The sequence below is a fragment of the Streptomyces tropicalis genome, assembly GCF_029269835.1.
In the GTDB taxonomy this organism is placed as follows: domain Bacteria; phylum Actinomycetota; class Actinomycetes; order Streptomycetales; family Streptomycetaceae; genus Streptomyces; species Streptomyces tropicalis.
The window spans coordinates 87209-112153 of record NZ_JARJBB010000007.1 but is presented as its reverse complement, the minus strand read 5'-3'; the positions used below and the strand labels follow the sequence as shown (position 1 = coordinate 112153).

The 24945-nt window shown below is 67.0% G+C and carries 15 protein-coding genes and 2 pseudogenes; 10 read left to right on the top strand and 7 right to left on the bottom strand.

Annotated elements, in window-relative coordinates:
• The first annotated feature begins 10 nt into the window (after positions 1 to 10).
• Both P3H78_RS15955 and P3H78_RS15950 read left to right on the top strand, forming a co-directional pair.
• On the top strand, positions 11 to 3967 hold the full coding sequence (locus tag P3H78_RS15955; protein ID WP_276109651.1) for an NACHT domain-containing protein: 3957 nt from the start codon (positions 11 to 13) through the stop codon (positions 3965 to 3967).
• Between the two features lie 354 nt (positions 3968 to 4321).
• Positions 4322 to 4990 carry a hypothetical protein gene (locus tag P3H78_RS15950; protein WP_276109650.1) on the top strand — a complete coding sequence of 223 codons (669 nt, stop codon included), beginning with the start codon at positions 4322 to 4324 and terminating at the stop codon, positions 4988 to 4990.
• 91 nt (positions 4991 to 5081) lie between these two features.
• Here the strand turns inward: P3H78_RS15950 and P3H78_RS15945 are convergent, their stop codons facing one another.
• A complete protein-coding gene (locus P3H78_RS15945; RefSeq protein WP_276109649.1) occupies positions 5082 to 6113 on the bottom strand; it encodes a hypothetical protein in 1032 nt (343 codons plus the stop codon).
• 943 nt (positions 6114 to 7056) lie between these two features.
• Here P3H78_RS15945 and P3H78_RS15940 point away from each other — a divergent pair.
• From P3H78_RS15940 to P3H78_RS15925, 4 genes are all read left to right on the top strand, one after another.
• Positions 7057 to 8484, top strand: coding sequence for a TnsB C-terminal domain-containing protein (locus tag P3H78_RS15940; RefSeq protein WP_276109648.1), 1428 nt, complete (start codon positions 7057 to 7059; stop codon positions 8482 to 8484).
• A 100-nt stretch (positions 8485 to 8584) separates the two neighbouring features.
• Positions 8585 to 9592 (top strand): AAA family ATPase, encoded by a 1008-nt coding sequence (locus P3H78_RS15935; protein ID WP_276109647.1) that lies wholly within the window; start codon positions 8585 to 8587, stop codon positions 9590 to 9592.
• A complete protein-coding gene (locus P3H78_RS15930) occupies positions 9589 to 10356 on the top strand; it encodes an AAA family ATPase (protein WP_276109646.1) in 768 nt (255 codons plus the stop codon). The genes P3H78_RS15935 and P3H78_RS15930 overlap by 4 nt, the downstream gene beginning before the upstream one ends.
• Positions 10353 to 11519 carry a hypothetical protein gene (locus tag P3H78_RS15925; RefSeq protein ID WP_276109645.1) on the top strand — a complete coding sequence of 389 codons (1167 nt, stop codon included), beginning with the start codon at positions 10353 to 10355 and terminating at the stop codon, positions 11517 to 11519. The genes P3H78_RS15930 and P3H78_RS15925 overlap by 4 nt, the downstream gene beginning before the upstream one ends.
• A 9-nt stretch (positions 11520 to 11528) precedes the next feature.
• Here the strand turns inward: P3H78_RS15925 and P3H78_RS15920 are convergent, their stop codons facing one another.
• From P3H78_RS15920 to P3H78_RS15905, 4 genes and pseudogenes are all read right to left on the bottom strand, one after another.
• Positions 11529 to 11978, bottom strand: a complete 450-nt coding sequence (locus P3H78_RS15920) for a DUF4265 domain-containing protein (RefSeq protein WP_276109644.1) — start codon at positions 11976 to 11978, stop codon at positions 11529 to 11531.
• 77 nt (positions 11979 to 12055) lie between these two features.
• A pseudogene (locus P3H78_RS15915) lies at positions 12056 to 12860 on the bottom strand (IS5 family transposase); the annotation flags it as partial.
• Between the two features lie 115 nt (positions 12861 to 12975).
• The gene (locus tag P3H78_RS15910; RefSeq protein WP_276109643.1) at positions 12976 to 13788 is read right to left on the bottom strand and encodes an 8-oxoguanine DNA glycosylase OGG fold protein; all 813 of its coding nucleotides are present in this window, start codon (positions 13786 to 13788) and stop codon (positions 12976 to 12978) included.
• A gap of 219 nt (positions 13789 to 14007) precedes the next feature.
• Positions 14008 to 14865, bottom strand: a complete 858-nt coding sequence (locus P3H78_RS15905; RefSeq protein ID WP_276109642.1) for an inositol monophosphatase family protein — start codon at positions 14863 to 14865, stop codon at positions 14008 to 14010.
• Between the two features lie 74 nt (positions 14866 to 14939).
• On the opposite strand from P3H78_RS15905, the pseudogene P3H78_RS15900 reads away from it, so the two are divergent.
• Positions 14940 to 15706: pseudogene (locus P3H78_RS15900) on the top strand (transposase).
• 223 nt (positions 15707 to 15929) lie between these two features.
• A complete protein-coding gene (locus P3H78_RS15895; protein ID WP_276109641.1) occupies positions 15930 to 16499 on the top strand; it encodes a GNAT family N-acetyltransferase in 570 nt (189 codons plus the stop codon).
• A gap of 527 nt (positions 16500 to 17026) precedes the next feature.
• On the opposite strand, the gene P3H78_RS15890 is transcribed toward P3H78_RS15895, so the two are convergent.
• Positions 17027 to 18403: an IS1380 family transposase gene (locus P3H78_RS15890; RefSeq protein ID WP_276109640.1), complete on the bottom strand. Its 1377-nt coding sequence runs from the start codon at positions 18401 to 18403 to the stop codon at positions 17027 to 17029.
• Positions 18404 to 18598: 195 nt separating this feature from the next.
• Here P3H78_RS15890 and P3H78_RS15885 point away from each other — a divergent pair, with 195 nt between their 5' ends.
• On the top strand, positions 18599 to 23311 hold the full coding sequence (locus tag P3H78_RS15885; protein ID WP_276109639.1) for an RHS repeat-associated core domain-containing protein: 4713 nt from the start codon (positions 18599 to 18601) through the stop codon (positions 23309 to 23311).
• The gene (locus P3H78_RS15880) at positions 23311 to 23856 is read left to right on the top strand and encodes an SMI1/KNR4 family protein (protein ID WP_276109638.1); all 546 of its coding nucleotides are present in this window, start codon (positions 23311 to 23313) and stop codon (positions 23854 to 23856) included. Before P3H78_RS15885 ends, P3H78_RS15880 begins: the two co-directional genes overlap by 1 nt.
• A gap of 112 nt (positions 23857 to 23968) precedes the next feature.
• Here P3H78_RS15880 and P3H78_RS15875 read toward each other — a convergent pair whose 3' ends face one another.
• Complete coding sequence (locus P3H78_RS15875; protein WP_276109637.1) at positions 23969 to 24346, bottom strand: hypothetical protein; 378 nt, start codon at positions 24344 to 24346, stop codon at positions 23969 to 23971.
• Positions 24347 to 24945: the final 599 nt, after the last annotated feature.

The window sequence follows — 24945 nt, the reverse complement described above, 5'->3', positions numbered from 1 at the left end:
GAACGAGTCGATGATTCCGCTGGACTGGGAGAAGTTCGCCGTGCTGCCCGGCAGCCCTCGGGACAACTTCGAGCTGCTGTGCCGGGGGGCCGTTGCTCACGCCTACGCCCGCTTCGGCCGCTTCATCGCCCTGGCCCAGCAGCCCGGAGTCGAGTTCCACCTCTACATCGACGAGCCGGGATGCCCGCTCGGCGACCCCGGCCGCTGTTTTGGATGGCAGACCAAGTGGTGGGACATCCAGCCGGGCCGCGCTATCGGCAAGGGGCGCCGCGAAGATGTCGAGGACTCCCTCAAGAAAACCGAGAAGTACTTTCCGGATATCACGGACTTCGTTCTGTGGACCCGGCACCCTCTCACCGCCGGTGACCAGGAATGGTCCTACGGCCAGTCCACCCGGATGACGCTGCATCTGGCCACGGAGGTCGATCTAGGTCATCTGCTTGTCGGCGAGGCGGTGCTGTTGCGGGAGGCTTACTTCGGCTCCCTCGTCTTGACCCCGGAGCGTCTCGCCGAACAGCATGCGCGGGCCGCTGCCGAGGCCGGCGAACGCTGGATCCCCGAGGTGCATCAGACCTCGGCCGCCGAACACCGGCTTCGGCGGATGCTCGCCGAACCCGATGCGTGGGACGACCTGGGCGACGCCAGCGGCAATATCGCCCGCTTCGAAGCAGCCCTCGACCCCGCCGCCACGACGCTGCCAAGCCCCCTGGCAGAGCAGACCGCCGCGATCGTCGCAACGGGACATGACGTCGTTGCCGTCCTGCACGAGGCGCATCAGCAGATCACCGACAGCCGACCCTCCCCACTGCTGGGCGCCACAGACCGCACCGTGCTCCAGGCGCCCGGTACGCAGCACGCCGTGCTCCGGCGGCTGCGTGCGCTACGACACCCCGCCGCCCTGCCGCTGACCAATCTGATCGCGCACATCCGCGACGCCGTGGCCCTCGCCCATCACGTCACAGGTCATCTGTCGACCCAGCTCGCGGTGGTCACCGGCGACGCCGGATTCGGCAAGACCCAACTGTCAGCGACCCTCACCGCGCCGACAACGGCACGCCCCGCAGGTGTCCTGCTCTACGGCAGGCGCCTGAGCATCCGCCAGACCCTCGACGATCTCGCCGGCCAGTTCACGGCCGCAGGCAGGCCACTGGCCTCCTTCGAGGAACTCCTTGCCGCCGTCGACGCGGCCGCGCAGCGCGCCGGATGCCGCCTACCCATCGTCATCGACGGCCTGAACGAGGCGGAAAGCCCAACCCTGTGGCCGCCGTTGCTGCGCAGCTTGCAGGTAACCCTCAGGCGATACCCGTCCGTGCTCGTGGTGTGCACGGTCCGCGAGGCATTCCTCGAAGACGCGATACCTGCCGACGTGAACGACATCCTCAAGCTCGACGGGTTCGAGGAAGATCTCGACGAGGCCATCGCCCGTTACTTCTCCCACTACAAGATCGAACCAGCCGGGACCGGCCTGCCGCGCGAACTTCTCAGCCACCCGCTAACACTGAAGATCTACTGCTCCATGGCCAACCGCGACCGCAGGCACCCTGTCAGCGCCGCCGGCCTGCCCAGTTCCCTGACCGGCATCTTCAGTGGATACCTCGCCTCCGTGGCTCGCCGCGTTTACGAGCTCATCCCGTCCATCCACCCCAACGATGTCAACCAGGCACTCGATGCGCTCGGAAATGCCCTGTGGGAAGACCGGGGACGAGATCTTCCCGACGCCCAGGCGAGGCAGCTGTGCCAGGACACCCAGCGCCGCTGGCAGGAGAGCCTTCTCGCCGCCCTCGAACACGAAGGTGTTCTCCTGCGTCACCCCGACGGCACGGGCGGAGCGACCTGGTCGTTTGTATATGACCTCATGGCGGGTCACGTCATCGCCACCAGCTTTGTACGCGCTCATGGCAGGGGCATCGTGCGGTTGCTGAGCCAGGACGCTGCCACGGCCCTCTTCACCGGCAGGTCAGACGTACGGCACCCTCTCGCCGCCGACATCTTCCAGGCCTTGGCAGGCGTCATGCCCCGCGCCGGCGCCGGGCAACTGTGGCAGGCCGTTCCCGAACCCCTTCGGCTGCCTGCTCTCCTGCACGCCGCAGGGCTCGAGGCAGCCCACCTCGACTCCGCAACGGTTCAGGCCCTCGCCACGCACAGCGACGATCTCCGCGGTGGACGAGACGACATTTTCCAGCGGCTCTACAGCACCCGAGCAGCCCCTGGCCACCCTCTCGACGCCAACTTCCTCGACCGGATTCTGCGTGCTCGATCAGTGGCCGACCGCGACCTGCGCTGGAGCGAGTGGCTACGCGCCCGCAGCCGCCCCCTCCTCGCCGACGCGACCGCCCTGGCCACACGCTGGCGCGCGGATCCCCAGCGCACCACGGCCGACCAGCTGCGAGCCCGGTGGCTGATGTGGACGCTGACGAGCACCAACCGCGACCTTCGTGACGCCGCCACGGCGGCCCTGTACTGGTATGGCCGCCACAACATGGGCGGCCTGTTCACCCTGTCCCTGGAAGCGATCGCCGTCAACGACGCCTACGTCGCAGAACGCATGGTTGCTGCCTCCTACGGCGTCGCGACGGCCTGTCAGCTGCACGATGCGGACCTGAAAGTCGCCCTGCCCGCCTACCTGACGGGGCTGCTCAACGCCTTCACTGGGCCCGAGGCCACCCACCCCACCTGCCACGCGCTGATCCGCTACTACATCTCCTCAACGTTCGACTTCGCCCATCGCCACTATCCCGAAACGATTCCCGCTGAAGCCGAACTGCCGTTGAAGTTCACTGCCGCACTGGAGATCAGTCCGCTTGTTGACGGTGATCCGCGCCGGGAGGAGGTTCGCCAGACGATTGGCATGGACTTCGGTAACTACACTCTTGGGCGTCTGTTCCGGGACCGACAGAACTACGACGACTCCCACCCCGGGCACCAGGAGGCTACAGCCCTCGTCCTCGCCGTGGTCCACGCGCTCGGGTGGCGCCCAGACCTGTTCGAAGAGGTGGAACGCCGCATCACCTCAACACTCTCTCGGCAGCGGCACCCTTCAGGTGGGCGTATCGACCGGTACGGCAAGAAATACGGCTGGATCGGTTTCAACACCGTGGCGGGCATACTGGCCGACCGCGGCCAGCCACCCGAGGACCTCGAAGTAGACATCGACCCGACCTTCCCGCAGCCCCTGCAGCCCGCCCCGGTCCCGCTCGGCACGTGGACACCGCGGACACCGGCTGACGACCTCGAATGGCTGCGCCACGGAACCGTCGACGTGCCGGACGACTTCCTTGCCCCCCACATCCTCGACGAGGTCGAAGGGCCATGGCTTCTCGTCCATGCAGAGATCGACACCGAGGACGTGACCACCGGACGCGACACGTTCGGCCTGTTCAACACCGTCCTCGTCAACCAGGAGAACCTGACCGGATTCCTGGATGCCTTCCATGCCTTGCCCCACCCGGGACGGGACGTGATCAACCTGCCGGCCGAGTACTACCTCTTCGCCGGTGAGATCCCGTGGCACACCCGATTCGCTGCGCCCGAGCCGGGACTGGACCTGATAGAAAACCTTTACAGCGGCACGCTGAGCTACAACCGGCCTGACCTCCGCTTCGAGAGGCTGGCCCATCAATTTGCCTGGGAACCCCACCACAGCAGCCAGAACCAGACGACCGCCTACGTCCCCAGCTGGCTCTTCTCAAAAGCCTTCGACCTGCGTGCTCTTCCGGCAGGCTTCGACCAGTGCGAGGCCAGCGGCGCACTGGCCGCGCGGTCTTTCGCAGCCCCTTCCGGATACAAGGGCCAACTGCTGTACCTACGCGCCGACCTCCTGCGACGCTACGCGGCCAGTCGTGCGATCGTCACCTTCTGCTGGGGAGAGCGGGCCATCAAAACCGCCTGGCCCGAAAAGCCGTCCGGTGCTCTGCGGGAGCTCTACCAGGACCACCAGAACATCTGGCGCCACACCAAGCAGCACTGATGGATCAATTTCGGCGTGCGTGCACATTCCTTAAACGCTGCGTCCTCGCTCACTCTGCGACCGCGGCGAGAGACGGGCGGGGAGATCCGCGGAGCTGCCGCGAACCGGCGCTCAGGGCGCAGCCGCAGAGATTGTCTACCTGCCGGGTGTTGCTCAGTTCAGTGACGGGAGCATCGCTCGCAGCTCCGGCCTGGCCGCGGCGGCACGGTGCGTTCCGGTGATCCCGTAGCCTCGCGAGGACAGGAAGGGTGGCGACGCACCGGGCAGGCTGACCTGGCCCCCAGAAGTGGCCGGACACGAGCCAAAAGCCAGGTGAGGGCGGGGCGACATCCCCCACGGCCAGGGCTGGTCGGTATGGACGGCCGGGACGTCGCGCCCGACATCGTGCCGGACGCGGCCGCGCTGGGCGTGGCCGCTTGGTGCTGGCGCAACAACACTGCGGTGGAAGATCATCATCTGGACACCGACGTGCTGATGGCCCGGGTCAACATCGCCGTCACCCGCATCACTCAGCAGCACATCTGCCCCGTCGAGGGTATCGACTGGGACAGCATCAAGGACGCCCTGATGGATCCGCAGTGGGCCCTTGCCGACGGCACCCCGGTCCATTCCCTGTTCGGGCCGGGCTGGGGGGACGTAGCCGCCACTGTCACCGCAGAACTCGACCGCTGGCGCCAGCTCGACCACGAAGTACTCGGCGCCGAGACCACGTTGATTCTGATGAGCATCGGAGACTCCACCAGCTACACCGACTCCTGGTGGGGGCAGGGTCGCTGCCGCCGCATCATCGACGATTCCACCGCCGCTGGTCTGCCCCTGCCACCGCCCTATGACCAGTACGGCCCGGATGCCCTGCTGGCAGACCTCGACGCTCCCGGCCACGTTCCTGGTCCTGTGCTCGACTGGCTCATCGACCCGCCCCGCGCCGGCGACCGCAGGCCCCGCGGCCTGCGCATGCACCAGGTCACCCGGCCACACCGGCACCGCTGGGACCCGTACTGGCTCAGCGACAGCACCCCCTGACCCGGCCCCCGCGCACCGGGCACGGCAACGCCGTGTCCAGCCCGCGCCGTAGTCGGCTGCGGCGAGCACAGGCCCCGCCAGAGCTGTGAGGTCAGGACAGATCACCGAAGAGCGTGTCCTGGACCGGGGGAGCGCTGCGCGGGCGGGGGAGGGGTCGGCGCTGTTCCTTCGGTGGGGGAGGTGTTCCGGCCGCGCCGTTGGTCAGCGCGTACTGGCAGGCGGCGCGCAGGTCAGGCAGTTCCAGTTGTGCGCCCATGAGGCCGAGGAAGTCCGCGATGCTCCAGTCGATGAGGGCGCCTTGGCGGGAGAGGTACAGCCCTACGGATTTGATGGCGTAGTTGTTGTGGTAGTCGAGCAGGAGGTAGCCGGCGAGCTGGTAGAACTCGGCGCGGCCCATCCGGTCGGGGCGGGTGGTGGCTTTGCAGTCGATCAGCTGTCCGTCCAGGATGAAGTCGGCATCGGCTCCGTCGACGTCCATGCTGCCGTCGAAGACGGGCCCACAGACCCGTTGTGCTGCGGGCAGTTGTCGCAGGCGGTCGAAGGGGCCGGGGTGTGCGGCCAGTTTCATCTGCCGGCGGATGTCGTCGACAACGTAGGGCGGCACGGCATCGACGAGGTCCTCCAGTGTTGCTGCAGGCCTGCTTGCCCCCAGGCTGTTGCCGCGCGCCCAGCCCCCGAGGCGGTAGATCGCCTCGAAGCTCGAAGCGATGTGGCATAGCCGTACCAGCCGGTCCTCGTCCTTTGCATCGAGCACCAGCGGCTGGCCGTCGCTGTTTGTGTACCGGTCCAGCTCTTTCAGCATCACCAAGCCGGCGGCCTGCACCGTGTTGATGACTTCGGGCCTCGGCCAGCCGTCATCTTGGATAACTGCCCGTACGATTCCGTCTTTGATCGGCTGCCCGGTGGGGGCGCCGAGGCTGATGCGCAGCCGGTGGTCGATGGTGCGGCCAAGCGTCCGGTATTCCTGGCGCTGATCTGGTCCGATCTCGGGCTTTACCGGCGCGGGATAGTGGGTCAGGCGCTTGCGGCAGTCGCGTAACAGGTCATGGGCGTTGGGTAGATGTTCGCTCAGGAACCGGGACATCGTTGATGTGGGGTCGCTGAGGGATGAGGTGAGGCTCATGCCCGCATCCTGGCGCACTCAGCCAACCACCAGCTCGTGCCCGTACGCCGTACCGAACGGTAGCCGAATTTTCGCGTCATCCCCGTTTCATCGGCACCAGGCCCGTTGTCAGACCCTGCCTCTACAGTGCCCCGCCCTCTTCCCCGCAGCGTTTTACCGAACACACTGGTTACCCGGCCAGGAACCGCTCCGACCTGCGATGGCGACCTGCCGGGAGGTCAGGCCGGCCAATCGCCTGGCGACGGATCGCGCGAAGTCCTCACCGCTGCTACGCGCGTTGCATGGCAGCCTGGAACAGCGGAACAGATGACCGGAAAAATCTTGAGCCTCACCAGCTCGCTCTAAGTTCGAGCCGTGTTCGGCACGCCGACCGCGTCCAGCACACCCCGGCCCTCATGCCATGCGCCCACCCGCTGTGGCGTGGGCCGCCCCTGCCTTCGGCCGACCATCATCGGGGGAGCTATGGGGCACCGCCTGTTCAACCAGCTTGTGTCCTCTCACCACTAGAGGAGAGGCACTGCACGCGCCTGGCAAAGCCGCGCACCCCGGCCAGATCCATGCATGGCCCTGGCGCAAGGGGACGGAACAGAGCCGACAAGCCCTTCTACAACGTTCGCTGCTCTGCCACGAAGCGACTCGTACACCCCAACCCACCAGCAGCAAACCACTCTGACCGACGTGAAGCCGGCCTGCGTCGCCATCGAACACATCCCCTACCCCGACTTGAGAATTCAGCTGCCGTCCGCGTGCCCGGCGCCTACAGAAAGACATGGTCCCTGTGGTGGTTCCTGACCCAAGTGATCACCCTGCAGCCGACGGCACAGTCCGACGACGGCGCGAACGTGACGAACTTATGGGTCCCGCCATCCGGGCCCTACTGGAGTTGTCGAAGCGGGGCGAGCTCACCACCGCGCATGTCCAGCTCTCCGCCCACACTCTCGGAGTGCACGTCAGAACGGTGTGGCGCAACCTGGCCCGCGCCCGGCTCGGCGAGCCCTTGCAGCGCAGCCGGGACCGCTTCGAGATCACCGACGACATCCGGGTTCTGCTGGCCTACCACCGCGGCAATGTCAAAGCTGTCCACGGTGAACTCGCCATGGATGCCGAGAAGACGGGTGCCACCCCGGTGGGCCTGTCCACCTTGCACCGGGCCGTCAAACGCGACCTGACGCCCGGCGACCTGGCCGGCCTACGAGCCGGGCTGCCGGCTTCCCGCAGCCATGACCCGCACCTGCGTCGCCCGCCTACAGCACGCAACGAGGAGTGGGAAGGCGACCACAAGCAAGCCCCCGTCTGGGTATGGGCTGACGGGCGGCTGGTCAAACCGTGGGTGACCTGGTTCTGCGACTGCCACACAGGCATGATCATGGGCTGGGCCGTCACTCCCCACTTCCCGCACCGCGGCTCCGTCCTGGCCGCTCTCAGATCCTGCATCCTGCGCGGCGACACCTACGGCCCGGCAGGAGGCCTGCCCACCAGAATCCGTATCGACCGCGGCAAGGATTTCCTGTCGCGTGCCGTCCAGGAGGCCCTCGGCGCCTTCGCCGTCCAGGTCGATGTCCTGCCTCCCTACACGCCCTACCTCAAGGGCAGCATCGAAAACCTCAACCGTGCCGCCACCAGCATGTTCTTCTCCAAGTTGCCCCGCTATACCAAGGCCCAGAAGCTCGATACTCGTCGCCGCTCGGGGGAGAAGGACCCACCCCTGACCTTCGAGGGCTTCGTCGAGCGCTTCGCGAAGTGGGTTCACGAGCGCAACACCGAACACAAGATGGCCGACTACGGCGGTCTCACCCCGCTGGAATGGTGGAACAGCGAGGACACCCCGCTCCGCGAGGTCAGCGCCGAAGACCTGCACGCCTTCCTCCTGGAAGGAGACCGTTCCACCCGCGTCATCCACGGCCATGGCATCCGCTTCCAGGGGCGCGACTACATGGCCGGCTGGATGACCGGCCGCTCCGGCACCCGCGTCCACGTCCGCTTCCAGCCCCACCACCTCGAGCAGATCGAGGTCTTCGACGCCGACAACCGCCACCACCTGGGCACCGCCTACCTCGCCGACCGGGCCACCGACGAGCAGATCGAGCAGGTCTACCAGGCCCGTACCGAACGCGCCCGCCGCCTGCGCCGCGACCTGCGCCGGGCCGAGGCCCTGCGCCGCCGACGCTTCAAGCCGCACACCACCGCGGGCCCGGCCCGCGCAGACGCAGCCATGACCCGCCAGCAGGCCGTGAAAGAACTGCGCACCCTGCGCTCCAACCGGCCCGCCGATGACCTGCCCCCCGACTACATGCCCCGCCGGGTCATCCCCCCGGGTCGCTGGGCCGTCCCCAGCACCCCCGAACCCACCCAACCCGAGGAACGCACGTGACCACCCCGCTCACTGCCCCGACCCGCCCTCCAACCGGGCCACCCGGATCATCCGCGGCCAGCAGGTGCGCTGGCGAGGCCGCCCCTACACAGCCACCTGGATGACCGCCCACGCCCAGTGCACCGTCCGTATCCGACCCCGCGGCCCCGACACCGTCGACGTGTACGACGCCGCCACCGGCCAGCAGCTCGGCACAGCCCACGGCCAGCCCACCCACCCCGCACCTGACGACACCCACACCGCCCCGATGACCACGAAGGACACAGACGTGACCGACACCGACACCACGCAGACGACACCCCGCCCCGACCAGGACGAGGTCGTCGGCGAACCCGACTTCTACCTCAACCTCGCCGACGCCCGCATCGTCGCCACCGAAGCCCTCCTCGAAGCCAGCGAGAACATCGCCGACACCATCGAAGCCCGGGCGATGTCCTGCATCTACGGAGACGCCGGCCTCGGCAAAACCTTCTCCGTCCTGGCCGCCCTGAAGGAAGTCTCCGCCGAACGCGTCCTGCTCCTGCAGTTCCGCTCCCGCCCCACCCCCCGCGACATCCGCCAGGAACTGTTCACCGAACTCCGCCTCGAAGGCGAACCCCCCTCCCACCCCAGCGAGTTCGACCGCCTGCTCAAGCGAACCCTCGCCCGCAAGCCCTACGTCCTAGTCTGCGACGAAGCCCAGCAGTTCAGCCGCGAATGCTTCGAGTTCGTCCGCCACCTGTGGGACACCGGCAAGAACAAGAACCGCCCCGCCGTCCTCTTCGTCGGCGGCGAAGAGGCCTACAAAACCCTCTACAGCGAACCCGCCCTCGCCTCCCGCATCTACATCTGGCAGGAATTCGCCCCCATGGAAGCCGACGAGGTCCAGCGCAACATCCCCCTCTTCCACCCCGTCTGGGCCGACGCCTCACCCGAACTCATCGACTACGTCTACGAAGAAGGCGCCGGCGGAACCTTCCGCGTCTGGTCCAAGATCACCTACCACGTCCTCGAAGGCATGAAGCGCCGCGGCCTCGAGAAAGTCGATGAAGCCATCGCCCGCTGGGCTATCCGCCGCGCCCTGCCTCACCGCCGCCGCTCCCGCCGCCCCCAGCAGGACGCCGGATGACCACCCTCAACAGCACCCCGTCCGCGCCCCATTACCTCAGCCTGCCCGACGCCCGCCCCGTCACCACCCAGGCCGTGCGGGCAGCCACCCACGCCCTCGACAACGCGCTGCACGAGCAGAGCATGATGTGCCTAACCGCTGACCCGGGAGTCGGCAAAACCTTCACCCTGTACATCCTGTGCGAGCAGCGCCCCACCCTGCCCGCGCTACGTCTACTGCCGCGCCCACAGGCACGCCCCGAAGACCTGCGCCACAGCCTCCACCACGCCCTCAACCTGCCGGGCGACCCGCCGCAGGACGCTGGCATTTGCGACGACTATCTGCGCCACGCCCTGGCTCGCCCACCCCGCCTCCTCGCCATAGACGAAGCCCACCAGCTGTCCGCCTCCTGCATCGAGTACCTGCGCTACCTCCACGACGATCCTGTCCCCCAGGTCACCATCCTGCTGCTCGCCAGCCGGCCCCGTCTCAGGGCCCTACGTTCACAGCGCGCGCTGCTCAGCCGCGTCGCCACCTGGCACTACATGGAACCCCTCGCCCCGGACGAAGTCCTCACCATGCTGCCTGCCTTCCACCCCCTGTGGCAGAACGCACCCAGCCGAACCCTCGCCCACCTCGACGACATGTGGGGCCACGGCAACCTCCGCCGCTGGGCCGCCCTGACCCACCAGCTCCAAGCCCACCGGCGCCGCCACCCCGGCCACCTTCCAGACCCCGGCGCCCTCCTGCGCCGCCTCCAACCCCGTCTGGCCCCCACCTCATGACTTCATCGTCATCCAACGCCGCACCAGACGAGACCCCCCGCCAATGGACCCCCACCTGGTCACCAGGTCACACCGACCCCGGTCTGCCCCCCATCACCCTGATCACCGACACCGACGACCAGCCCGCCTACACCACATCCGCACTTGCCGCACACCAGCCCGCGCTCGGCCAGATCGCCGTCCACCCCACACCCCTGGCAACTGCGCCGGCCTACCTGGCTCACGACCTCATCCGAGCCCTGGGTAAACACCTTCCGCCCCCAGACAGCGACCTGCCCTGGTGGACCGGCAACGCCGACGAATCCTGGCGTATAGCGGTCGCATGGACTCAAGCCCTCAACATCAGCCACTACATCATCTGCCGCGCTCACCGCATCACGAGCCGCCACCTCGAACACCTCATGGCACTGCGCGAACGCACCCACATACGGCTCACGCTCGTCGTCAGCGGCCCACCACCAGCTGCCCTGGCTACCGTCCTCAGCGCTGTCGCCCATCAGCAGATCGGCACCCTCAAAGACACTCGACAGCACCTGACCACAGATCAAGGCCTCACCTCACACACTCCCGAGGGCTACCCCTGGTGGCAGCGCGCACCGTTTCCCGGACATCGCAACGAGTTCTGGTACGAACTTCCCCCACGCCCTCGGCACCCCGCCGGCAAGTCCGGTGAAGCCTCCTCCAGCGCCCACCGCTCTTCCACCCGGCTGCGTTCCACCAGCAAGTCGCCGCCCGTCATTGCTCTGCCACGGTTCACGCGCGCCGACCCGCCCAACCCACACCATGAAATCGTGGCTCGGCGCATCCACACCCGCATCGCCCACCCCGTACACGCTGCAGCTGTCGCCATCCGAGTCCTGACCGGCTACGACACTGACCAACTGCCCCAGCTCACCCTCGCCACCCCACAACACCCACACGGCGACCTCTCCACCGATCTTCCTGACTGGGCACGCCTCCTCCAGGAAGCCGCCCGCATCCACACCGACCTGTACTCATTCATCCGCCACGATCTGCCCGCCCACCATGCGGGTGCCAACAAGCCCTTCCAGGTGAGAGCCCGGGATAGCAGCGATGTCGCCCACGCCACCGAGTCCTGCTGCCTCGTCGCGGCCCGCGCCCGCCACACACCCCGACGCACTTCAGAACTCATAACGGAATGAGCTTTCGGCTCAGGAGTCGATCTCCCAGTGGACAGCGCTGGTCCGAGCGGGTGCCTCCAGGATCTTCACGAGTGCCGTCGGATCCGTGTCCGGCGGGAGATCGACCGCGAGGTAGGTCGCCTGGAGCCATTCGTGGGGCAGGCCGGTCTGAACGGCGCTGCCGTGCAGGAGTTCGTGCAACTGGTCCCGATCCGGGTGGTCGACGACCAGAGCGACCCGAAGTGTCCGGTGGCCGGACTTCTCCAGCACGGCTGTTACCAGGTGGTTGCTGTCAATGGTCACCACGTCGCGGTAGCAGATGCCGTAGGTGAAGAAGGGCAGGCAGGCCACCTCGAACCGGTCAGGCGCGAGCTGCCGGGTCCAAAGCTGCTCGCGCCAGCCGTCCTGCCGATCCGACAGGTCGGCGTGGATCATGTAGTTGCTGGGGCCCCGGCCAATCGGGTCTTCGTGTGTGATCACGGTGATGGGGTGCCTCCTGGAGCCGGATCCCGACCCCAGGATCCTGCACCAGCGGCCTCGGCCGGAACCAGGCGGGGCGCGTTCAGGCGTCGCCAGCAGATAAGAGTGCGCAGCCGAAGGTGAGGAAGGCTTCGTGGATGTCGTCTCGTATCTCCCGGCGTATGCGTGGGCGGCGGAACCAGTCCAGGTGGGCGAAGGCGCGCTCCGCGATCCAGCGTTGGGTGCTCAGGCCGGAGCCGTGTTCGGTGCCGCGGCGGGCGATCAGTGGTTTCACGCCGAGGTCCCGGACGCGCGGCGGTACTTGTCGTGGTCGTAGCCATGGTCCCCGAGCACCACGTCAGGGCGGCGCCGGGGCCGGCCGCGGTTGCCCCGTACCGGCGGCATGGCCCTGAGGAGTGGGATCAGCTGGGTGACGTCGTTGCGGTTGCCGCCGGTCAGGGTGGCGGCGAGGGGGATGCCGGTTGGGTCGGTGATCGGGTGGTGCTTGCTGCCCGTCCTGCCCCGGTCGACGGGGCTTCGTCCGGTCTTGGATCCCCTTTTACCGCCCGGATGTGGGAGCCGTCGACCGCCGCCCGGGAGAAGTCCACGGCGTTCGCGCCGCGCAGCTGGGTGAACAGGACCTCGTGCAGCCGGGGCCACACCCCTGCTTCAGTCCACTCGGCCAACCGCCGCCAGCAGGTCATGGCCGAGCCGAAGCCGAGTCCTGCGGAAGATGTTCCCAGGCGATCCCGGTGTACAGCACGAACAGGATGCCCTGAACACCAGCCGGTCCGGGTGCCGTTTGCGCCCCGGATGCCGGGTCCGACGCTCCACCTTCGGCAGTAGCGGCTCGATCACTGCCCACGGTTCGTCATTGATCTCCCACGGCTTCCGCCGTGCCACGGGTCACGCTCAAAGGAACGGAATCAGTTCCACCTCCACCATGCCACAGGAAGATCATTCTGCAGGGACCCCTAATAAGGACAGCATCCCCCGTGTGTCGACCAGTGCCGTGCGGTCAGCGGGTCAGCTTCCAGTCGGTGTTGAACATGGCGCATTCGAGCAGGTCAGGTTCGGCGTCGGACGGCCAGCCGCTGGTGGCTGCCATCTGCCGGGATGCCGCCTGCATGAATGACAGGTAGACCTCGTAGCGGTGAGGTGACCAGTCCCAGTCCGCCCATACCCAGGCCGCTACCTCCCCGTCGGGGTCGTAGCCGGTTTCCCGGCCGACCACGGTCGCCAGAGAGCGCAGCCGCTGGGACAGGACGTGATCGAGGATGAGCGGCCCGGGCCCGTGTGCAGGACGCAGCGCCTTGCCGGCGAAGTACAGGAACTTGGTGAAGAACGACGGCCCCAGCCCGGCAATCCGCCGGTGGAGTGCCGCGTAGGCATGCTGTGAACCGTGCTCGCCCAGCGCGGTGACCGCCTTGCCGAGCACAGCGTCCTGACCAACGGGGGCAAGGATGTTCTGCAGCGTGGCCGGGCCGCTCCCGCCGCGGGTGCCACGCTTGCCCTTCCCCCATACGTAGGTGGCGACCAGGGCCTCGGTGAAAGCCTCGCGCTTCAGTGCATCCGCGACGATCAACGCCACATCAGCCCGGCTCACCTGGACATCACCGCTGGTGGAGGTGGGTGCGAGCGAGGCAGGCCACGGGGTGACCTGTGCCCACCGGCTGGGGGTGTAGTCGATGGCGTGCGCTCCCGGCGTCGCATCCGCGTACCGTTCCGCGCTCTGACTCCACCAGAGCACCAGGGCCCCGACGGCCTCGTCGGGAAGTAGACGCACGGCCATCTCCCGGTCCACCGCGTCCGCCCGCTGCTGTCTGTCCATTCATCCCCCCGCACCCGCCCTGACGAGCGTGCTCCTGCCACCCCTGAACCCGTCGGGTGTCGCCTCCCTTCCGCGCACCCCAGGCATGTACGTTCGGGATTTTTTCACCCCTTTGGTGATTCCGGTAGGGAGACCGGCTCAGGTTGCGGCTTCGTCGTCTAAGGCTTGTCCCGTAACCCCTGTTCAGGGCGAGGCCATGTATCAGGGGGCGTGCTTCGCTCAGTTGTCGGCGACGGCGATGTCCAGGAGTTGTTGGTGGAGTCCGGGGCGCGCGAAAAGTGCGGCTCCGGTGTCGGTCCGGTGCTGGCCGGTGAGGTCGCTGAAGGTGCCGCCCGCTTCTTGGACGATGGGAATGAGAGGGGCGATGTCCCACAGGCCGGCTCCCAGGAGGAGGAAGGCGTCCAGCTGACCGGTCGCGACGAGAAGGGCGCCATGGCAGGTGCCGGACCCGGTGGACGGTTTGTGGGGCGCTGGCGCGGTGGGATCCGCTGTGGTCCAGTCCAGCAGCGGCCGGACCTGCGTGACGCCCCGGGCGAGTCTTGCGGCCGCGGCGCGTTCCTGCTGGTTCAGTCTGGACGGAGGTGGCCAGATGCCGATGGCTGCGTTCTGGGCACTTCCGCCTTCGGTGAGGGCCAACCGGTGTGCCGGTGCGTCCGGGTTGGAGGGGCATGGCCCTGTCCAGGAGCCCGAGTCTGGCCTGGCCCACCACCGACGGCCCAGGGCAGGGGCGGAGACCATGCCCAGGGTGATGCGGCTGTCCTCCTCCAGGGCGATCAGTGTGCTCCACTCCGGTTCGCCGGCGAGGAAGCTCGCGGTGCCGTCGATGGCGTCGATGATCCAGCGCCGTCTGCCGTGTCCATGGGCGCCGAACTCCTCACCGATGAACGCGTCGCCGGGATACTGCTGGCGGATCAAGGAGCGAAGGACGATTTCGATCTCCCTGTCGGCATCAGTGACAGGGCTGCCGTCGCTCTTGGCCCGGGATTCGATGGTGGCGCTCGAGAAGTAACGTCGGGCGATGGCATCCGCCTCATCGGCCAGGCGGTGCACCAGTTCCAGATCTCCCAGGTCCGTCACGAGGCTGCCCTTCCCACTGTGGCCCGCCGTTAAGCTCCGCATGGACCGTGCAGACGCGGTGACATCATCAAGGCGTGGCTGCTGTGATCACGGCCTCGGAGCCGTCCTGGATTTCTCCCTTCACCGGACTGAACCCGCGCTGCTTCGCCAAGTTGGTGACCGCACTTGGCCGCGAGGGCGCCGACAGAGGCCGGACGGGCCGACCGTGGGGCCTGCCGCTGGACGACCGCGTCCTGCTGGTCACGGCCTATTGGCGCACGAACTTGACACTGCGCCAGCTCGCCCCCTTGTTCGGCTTCTCGAAGTCCGCTGCGGACCGCATAGTCGACCAGCTTGGTCCGCTGCTGGCGCTTCAGCCCCGCAAGCGGTTCCGCAAGGGCACCGTGCTCACCGTGGACGGCACCCTGGTGCCCACCCGCGACCACACGGTGGCCGAGCAGTCCAAGAACTATCGGTACTCCACCAATCATCAGGTCGTCGTCGACGCTGACACCCGCCTGGTCGTGATGATCGGCCGACCGCTCCGGGGCAACCGCAACGACTGCAAGGCATGGGCTGAGTCCGGAGCGAAGGCCGCCGTTGGGCAGGCGACCACGATCGCCGACGGCGGCTATCTCGGCACCGGGCTTGTGATGCCGCACCGCCGACGCAAAGGCGAAGAGCTCCCCGCTTGGAAGGAAGAACACAACCGCTCACACAAGCAAGTCCGGGCCCGCGTCGAGCACGTCTTCGCCACATGAAGACCTGGAAGATCCTTCGCGACTGCCGCCTCAAGGGCGATGGAGTACACCACGCCATGCTCGGCATCGCACGCCTGTACAACCTCGCCCTCGCCCGATAGCGGGGCGGATCTCGTTGCCGCTTACCGCACGCATCGACCTCGAGATTACAGTAGTTACAGGACAAGCCTTAGGAGTGTGGGTCAGTAGACAACTCCTGGAATGCCGCGTCTCGTGGTGAAGTGCGGCTGCCGAGCGCTGCTCTTGAAAAGGCGTGGCTGCCGGGCAGTCGTGATGCGAAAATCAGTGCGCAACTTGATCCACATCCGTGTCCCGGAGGTCCGCATGGACGTCGCCTCGCTGCTGCCGTTGTCCACGGCCCGGTTGTCGCTGCGTCTGTTCACTCCTGGCGACGCCGACGGCCTGTACGCCTACCAGAGCCTGCCGAGCGTGGCCCGCTACTTGTACCGGCCGGTGCACACGCGTGAGCGCAGCGAGCAGGTTGCCGCCGAGCGCGCGGCGCAGACGGCCTGGCGCGCCGACGGGGACAAGCTGTCGCTCGCTGTCTGCCGACGCGATGAGCCCGGCGTCCTGGGCGAGGTGAGCCTCGCCCTGGCCGATGCCCGCGCCGCCCAGGCCGAGATCGGCTGGACTGTCCACCCAGGTCACCAGGGGCACGGCTACGCGACCGAGGCGGCCACGGCGCTGGCCGAGTTTGCCTTCGACGCGCTGGGCGTGCACCGGCTCTACGCACGGCTGGATGTGGAGAACACTGGGTCTGTGCGGGTCTGTGAGCGCCTCAGGATGCGCCGGGAGGCGCACCTGGTCGAGAACGACCTCGACGGGGACCGCTGGGGCAGCGAGTACATCTACGCGGCGCTGCCCGCGGATCTTGGCGGTCGATCAGGCGATTGACCTCGACGCCGTCCCCTGTTCGTGATCTTTCATCAGCTTGCCCGTCACCGACCCCCGCGTAGGGGCGTCAGCAGCCTGAACACCAACCCAAGATTGTTACGGGACAAGCCTTAGGGCGCCAGCAACCATGCCCGGAACCCTGCAGCCGACGCCAACAACGCGCCGGCGCTACGGCAGATAGCTGGCTCAGCAGTTATCCGGTTGGTCGAGCAGCTCACCCGGCAATGAGTCCATGGTGCCGTGGCCTGCGGGGTGCCGGTGCGTCATCTTCTGCGAATCCCAACCGGCACCTTCTCCGCGACACCGGCGTGGCTGGCTTGGATTCCATCCGCGTTCGCCGGCGGCGCCGTCTACTAGCCTCGATCTTGCATGAGGGTCCGTCAGCTTGCTGACTGACCCTTTCTGCTCATTCGGGGCGGAGATTTCTGCCTGTGGGCAGGCTGATGGCCCGGCTGTCGTGCCGGGTGTGCGCCGGGTTCCACGGCTCCGGTGGGGTGGTGCTGTTCGTAGGGACGGGAAGGTGCTGGTCAGCCGGGGTTCGGGAGAGCGTGGAGCCGGTCCAGGGCATCGGTGATCACGTCGGTCCAGGGCCAGTGCGCCGCGAGGCGGAGGTAGCAGCGGCGGCCGGTGGTGATGAGCTGGGCGGCGGTGGAGAACAGCCGAAGCCGCAGTCGGCGGGGTTCCCAGAGTCGGGCTTTGCCGGTCAACGCGAGCAGGGGCATCCAGGCAAGCAGGTCGAGCGCCATCTGGATGATCTCCAGCCAGATCTGGTTCTGTGCAGTGTCGTGGAGGGGGAGGTTGCGCAGGCCGGTGGCGCGGGCGGCGCGGATGCGGTCCTCGGCCCGGGCCCGCTGCCGGTGGCGCAGTTCGAGGGCGGCGATCGCCTCGCCCGCTGTGTTGGTGGCGAAGCAGGTCAGCCGCATGCCGTCGGCGTCGGTGAAGCGCAATTGCGCGCCGGGGTGCGGTCGTTCCTTTCGCACGATCAGCCGTAGCCCCTTCGGCCAGCCCGTCAGGCAGTCGCCGGCGAGTTCGGCGACCCAGGCGCCGTCGCGGATGTCGCCGTCGGGTTCGACGGCTGGCATCCAGGCCGAGGCGGGGACCTTCAGGACGGCTTGGTGGATGGCGTCGGTGATGGTCATGCCCACCGAATACGACAGCCATCGCCCGCGCTTGGCGAGCCAGGCGACGAACTCGTGGGTGCCGCCGCCGGAGTCGGTACGGATCAAGGTCTGCCGTCCCCGCCGGAGGCGTTTCGGCAGCTGGGCCAGGGCCAGCGTCGTGGCCTCGATGTGGTCGGCGGCGGTGTTGGAGCCCGCGTTGCCGGGCCGCAGCAGGCCCACGACCGGCTCGCCGGACCCGCCCCGGCCGTGGTCGACGAACCCCATCAGCGGGTGGTGGCCGAAGGTCTTCTTCCAGGTCGCGGCGGCGTCCTCCTTCTCGGAGTGCGCCAGCACGAGCACCCCGTCGATGTCCACGATCACCCGCCCGTCCGCGTCCGGCGCCGCGTCACCGGCCAACTTCCAGACGTGTTCGCGTGCTTCGGCCCGGGCCGTGCGCAGCGCGGTCAGAACCCGCTTCCCTTCTGCGGCCAGCTGGCCGACCAGGCGGGAGACCGTCGGATCGGAGGCCACTGGCCCGAACACGGCCGGCTCCGCCCGCAACATGTCCCCATCGGCCAGGCAGTTCCCGCCCAGCGCGACCGCGAGCGTGACATCCAAGAGGACCTTCCCCGGGTCGTGAACGGCCCGCGGCTTGCGCCACGGGGCGAGCGCGGCGGATATCGCCTGATCAAGGCCGGTCTTGCGGACCGTCTCCATCAGCAGCACGGACCCGGCCTGGGAGACCACCCCCCTGCCGCCGCCCTCGACACGGACATGCGGGTAGGACCCGATACGCTTCTTCACCTGGGAAGTGCTTCTTTCCTCGCAGCCAACAGGACCCTCAGCAAGTCCTATCGTTGCAGGTCAGGAGCACTTCCCGCGTTTTTGATCAAGCCTCGGACAGCCCACTTCGTGAAAGCGCGAGGCTAGGGTTCATGATCGCGATGTTGGTGGCTGTGCCCGTGGGCTGGGAGTGCGTACGGGGGAGGGGTACGGGGGATGGGTTACACGATTCCGGGCTGGCTCGATGAGGTCCTGGACTTCATCGGCATCAAGTTCCCCAACGTGGACGAGGACGACTACCGCGACATGGCTGAGGCCATGAGGGACTTCGCGGACAAGTTCGAGGGCCATGGCGCGGACGCGCACAAGGCAGTGTCCCGGATCCTGGCCTCCTCTCAGGGCTGGGCCGTCGATGCGATGGAGAAGCACTGGAACCAGGTGAAGGCCAGCCACCTGGAGAAACTTCCAGAACTGGCACGTCTGTTCGCAGATGCGTGCGATGCGCTCGCTGAGATCATCTTCTGGATGAAGACCAAGGCCGAGGCCGAACTGGCGGCCATGGCGGCGTCGGTGGGGTTGTCGATCGGGCTTGCCTGGGTGACAGGCGGTCTGTCGGCGGTGCTCGGCGCGGCCGAGATCGCGGCGATGAGACAAGCGGTCAAGCGAATCCTCGATGCGGCAGTGGACCGGATCGTCGACGAGGTGATTGCCAAGGTCACCGAGCCGGTCGATGCCAAGCTGGAGGCGATGGTTCAGGACATGGTCCTCGACCTGGTCGACGGCGCATTCTCCATGCCGCCGGCGCACAGCAGCGGTGGGCACGCCGGCAAGGCCGGCGGCCACGGAGGAATGCACCTGGCCTCAGCCGGCGACGCGGGCGGCTCCAGCATTGGCGCCGGAACCATCACCAGGATCGACCATGTCGAGCTCGAGAACGGCGCGGGAAGGGTCTCCAAGCACGGTAGCGAGATGCATCTGGCAGCGGGTTCGCCGCTGCGGAGGGCTCGGGGCGCGTTCGGACGGAGCAAGGGCCGCGACCCATTCACCAGGCTCTTCGACAGCGTGCTGCACGGTGCGCTCAAGGGCTCTGAGAAGGCCCTGAAGAAGATCGCCACACACATAACCGACACCGTCCCTGAACGGGTGCGGGCCACCTCGCTACTCCACAAGCACACCGACATCGATATCAGCAACAAAGTCAAGAACGTCCATCTCAACAGGGCAGAGACAGGTGCAGATTCGAGGGGACCGGGAGGCATCCTCGCGTCCGGGCTCAAGAGGGGCGACGGTCTGAAGATCAACTCGTCCCGGCTGTCCAAGCAGGCGCACGCTCTCAACAGCAGGGAGTGGTGCGGCGATCCGATCGACATGGCCAGTGGCCAGATGATGCTGGCCTACACCGATGCTGACATGCCAGGAGTGCTGCCGCTGACGCTGCGGCGCACCCACCTGACGGGTTACGAGGCAGGACGGTTCTTCGGACCGTCCTGGGCCTCCACCCTCGATGAACGCATCGAAGAGAACCATGAACTCGGCGGACTGTGGTGGTACCGCGAAGATGGCTCCATCCTGGTCTACCCCCGCCGCCCCGACCTGCCCGGCGACCGTGTCCAGCCGGCCGCGGGTTTCCCCCTGCCTCTGACATACATCACCCGCGACACCTCCTACGTGCTGACGGTGGCCGACCCTTACACCGGTCTCCTGCGCCACTTCGAGCCCGCCGCCAGCCAGAGCATCTGGTGGCTCACGGCCCTTGAGGACCGAAACCACAACACCATCAGCATCGATCGCGGCGAGGACGGCACCCCGCTCGCCGTCACCCACACTGGCGGCTACCACGTTGACGTCACCGCCGACACCCTTGGCGGGCAGCGCCGAGTCACCGCCCTACACATTCCGACCGACGATCGTCCTGTCACCATGCGCGTCTTCGCCTATGACGGCACAGGCACGGACCTGGTGGAGGTACGCAACGCAGTCGACGCCCCTCTCCACCTGACCTACGACAACTCCCACCGCGTCACCGGATGGCGCGACTCCAACGGCACGGCCTTCGCCTACGAATACGACGTGCAAGGCCGGGTGACGGCTACCCACGGCACTGACGGCATCCTCAACTCCAACCTTGCCTACACCGGCCCGGACGACCACGGCGTCACCAGGACCACCTACACCGACGCCCTGGGCCACGCGACTGTCTACCGCGCCAACCGCAAAGGTCAGGTCATTTCCGTCACGGACCCACTCGGGGCAACTGTTTCCCAGGAATGGGACCACCACGACCATCTTCTCTCCCGCACGGACGCACTGGGCCGCACCACTCACTGGGAGTGGAACGACTCGGGCGACCTGGTAAGCACCACGTCCCCGGACGGCACCGTCAGCCGTACCGAATACAACGACCTGCACTTGCCCACGCACTGGACAGGGCCGGACGGCACACGAATTCGGCAGGAATTCGACGCCCGAGGCAATCGCACCGCCGTCCACGGCCCAGACGGTGCGATCACCCGCTTCACCCAACACCCCACAGGCGCCCCGGCCACATTGACCGACGCGCTCGGCGCCCAGGTACACATGGAAGCAGACCACGCCGGACTGCTCACCGCCGTCGAAGACAGCCGCGGAGCCCGCACCACCTGCCAACGCGACAGCTTTGGCCGCCCCACCCTCCTTACCGACGCCCTCGGAGCCACGACGCGTCTGGTCTGGGACTCGGAAAGCCGCCTTCTGGAGCGAGTAGCCGCCGACGGCGCCCGTGAGAGCTGGACCTGGGACGGTGAGAACAACTGCCTCTCTCACACCGACCAGGTCGGCGGCCGCAACGAGTTCACCTACGGCCCATTCGATCTGCTGCACACGCGCACCACCCCGGACGGCGCCGTCTACACCTTCGCCCACGACACCGAGATGCGCCTGACCACCGTCACCGACCCGGCGGGACTCACCTGGAGCTACCACTACGACGAGCGAGGGGCTCTGGTCGCCGAGACGGACTTCGACGACCGCACCACTACCAGCAGCTATGACGCCGCCGGTCAGCTCACGGCCCGCCACACCCCCGCAGGCGCCACCTTTGCCTTCGAATACGACGCGGTCGGAGACCTGCGAGCCAAGGAAGCCAACGGCGCACGCACCGAATACACCTACGACCGCGCCGGACGCCTGGCTACCGCTACCTCCGCAACGTCACAGGTCAGCCTCGAATACGACCCCGCCGGACGGACGCTGGCCGAGACTGTCGACGGCCGCACTACGCGCTACCGCTACGACGCCGTCGGACGGCGCACCACACGCACGACACCCACCGGAGCCATCACCGAATCGTTCTGGGACTCGGCTGGCAACTGCACCTCCCTGACCGTCCAGGACGCCCACCGACTTGCCTTCGACTATGACCTGCTGGGCCGGGAAACCCGACGGACCTGGGGCGAGCAGGCATCCCTCACCTCGGATTGGGACGCGATAGGCCGGATGACCGGCCAGACTCTCACCCTGGCCAGGAACCGGCCCCACGAGAAGGAATTCACCTACCGACCCGACGGCCACCTCACCTCCGTCACCGATCACGCCACCGGCCGTCAGCTCAGCTACGAGCTCGACCCCCTGGGGCGCCCCCTGGGCGTCACCACGCGACGCGGCACCATCGAGACCTACCGCTACGACCGAGCAGGCAACCAGGCCACCGCAACCTGGACCGCTGGCTCCGCACCCTCCGCCGCGGCTGGAAGCCGCCTCCTCGAGGGAACCCGGATACAGTCCGCGGGGCGCCTCAGCTACCGCTACGACAGCGCCGGCCGCCTCATCGAACGCAGCCGCAAGCGGCTGTCTCGCAAGCCTGACACCTGGCGCTACTCGTGGGACGAGGAGAACCGGCTCACCTCCTGCACCACGCCTGACGGCAACGTATGGCACTACCGCTACGACGCCCTGGGACGGCGCACCGCCAAGCACCGTACTGCCGACGACGGCATCACTCCCGTCGAGGAAACGCTCTTCAGCTGGGACGGCACCCGACTCGCCGAGCAACACGACACCGCCACCGGCACCACACTCACCTGGGACTACGACGGCTACCGGCCGCTGGCCCAGTACGAACGCAAGCAGCTCTCACCCGACGAGACCGACGCCCGCTTCTTCGCGATCGTCACAGACCTGGTCGGAACACCAACCGACCTGGTCGACGAGGACACGGTGGCTTGGCACACGCGCACCACCGCCTGGGGCACCACCGCCTGGAACACCGACGCCACCGCCTACACCCCACTGCGCTTCCCGGGCCAGTACGCCGACCCCGAAACCAGCCTGCACTACAACTACTTCCGCCACTACGACCCCGAGACCGCCCGCTACACCAGTCCCGACCCGCTCGGCCTGGCCCCCGCGCCCAACCCGCTCACCTATGTGACCAACCCACAATCCGAGATCGACCCGCTCGGACTGGCCAGGTGCAACGAACAGGAAGTCACCTGGGGCGGCCGTGTCCACTACGGCCCTCTCGGCCCCGGCAACCGGGCGACCGGCATCCGCGCCACATTGGAGCCCGACATGATGGGCGGCAAAACCCGCCCCCGGGTCAACGTGCCCGGCTACCAACGTGGCGGGGCCTGGAACAAGGGACACCTGCTGGGCGCCCAGCTCGGCGGATCCAACCGCGACCCCCGAAACTTCGTCGCCATGCACGCCTACGCCAACAGCCCTGTCATGCGACAGGTCGAGAACGACGTACGCGCAGCGGTGGACGCCGGCGAAACCATCACCTACCACGTCACACCGATCTACCGAACCAACCACCCCAGCGACGTGGTACCCGTCGGCGTAACGCTCGAGGCCCACGGGAACCGAGGATTCCAGTTCACCCCCCTGGGCTCGAGCACCTCCACCAACGCCGTCACTATCCTGAATGAACCCCGACCCGAGGAACGCTGATGAACCCGTCGCTCACCCGCATCACCGAACTGGCCCCGCCACCTGAAACGGCACCCAAGGACTGGGACGCCATCGAGGGGCAACTGGGCACCCAGCTGCCCGACGACTACAAGGAACTGGTGGACACCTACGGCGGCGGCCTCTTCGACGAGAGTGTCTGGCTGCTGGAACCCGGCTGCCCCCGCCCGCGCTACGACCTGCTCGCCATGGACACCCAGTGCCGCGAGTCCCTGCAACAATTGTGGGAGCGGGGCGAGGCACGCCCCGAGGAGCTGGAACAAGAAGGTGCCCGGCTCATCCCCTGGGCCTACGAAGACGAGGGCGGCGAAGTGCTCTACCTGCTGTCCACACCCGGTCAGAAGCCCGAAAACTGGCCCATCCTGATCAACGAGGGCCGCGGCCCCGAATGGGAGCGACACCAGGGCCCCTGCACTTCATTCTTGTTGTCGCTGATGACCGGTGAGATCGAATCCGAATACTTCCCAGATCTTCCTGCGGACGAGCACCTCTTTGAAACGAACGAGGAGATCTTCACCAACGGCTGACCTATTACGGTGATTCGGGTAGGGGTCCCCCTAGCAGCTGCTTCGCTCTGTGGCGTAACTGCTGAACACGAGGGTGCCACAGTAGTCTCCGGCACCGACCGCACGACGAAGGTCAGCCATGTACTAGCGGAGAGCCCATCAGTTGCTGTGTTATGGGACCGCGTCCATCTCCTTCTACGTCATAGACGACTGTAGAGTCCGACGACCACCAGACCTCACCATCATAAGTCGACGACGGGGCGACGCAGTTGTTGGCTGGCTCGTCCTGCAGCCACGTGTAATTGTCATTGACAAGGTTGGTCAAGTCGCATGTCTTGGAGGTGACGACGTGGTCCTCGCTGGTCTTGGTGAGGCGCTCTTCCAGACGTGTGGTGATCTTGAAGCTGGTGAACCGCTTGGAGGTGTCAATGACTTGGTCGTCTAGAATCTGCCAATATGTCATTGACTTAGCCGATATAGCTCCTCCCTTCACCGCTGTGCTGTTGTCCACGTGATACATCGTCGGAGGCTTCTTTCCTGGAAAGTTGACGTCAAAGGACGTTACGTTGACTGCAGCTGAAGCCGGACTTGTCATCAGCGCAGCGACTACAAAGGCAGACACACCGAGACCTGCCGAGATAAGTGTCCTATGCATGAGAATCCCTTCCGTTACCGTTCCCAGTAGCCGCTCTCAACGGCGGCCACCGTATCTCTCGTGTTGCTGTTAGCGGGGTCGACGTTCAGTCACCGACTGCTCCAGACATACGACTAGGGCGCATCTACGATCGCGACGCCGCTAAACCGGCAACGCCGGCTAGCCGCAGCCCCCATAACCGCCTGCCGTCACAAGTCGCACAGGAAGGTCGAGGCCTAACGCTGTGCTGAACTCCCCGCGGAGTTGTACACACCTGCACCGATCACCTTTGGGATCCACGGCGCCGGACGTCCGGCAACTCTAGGCACTGCTTCATCAAAATGCAGAACCGGAAATGACAGCGTGGCGAGGGCCGACCTGTAGGCGGAAGTTCAGCCGCTGGGTCCTCGAGCAGGTGAACCCGGGCCAGATCTGCGAATTTTCTGTGAAGCGGAAGCAGGCGCAGCCATGGATCG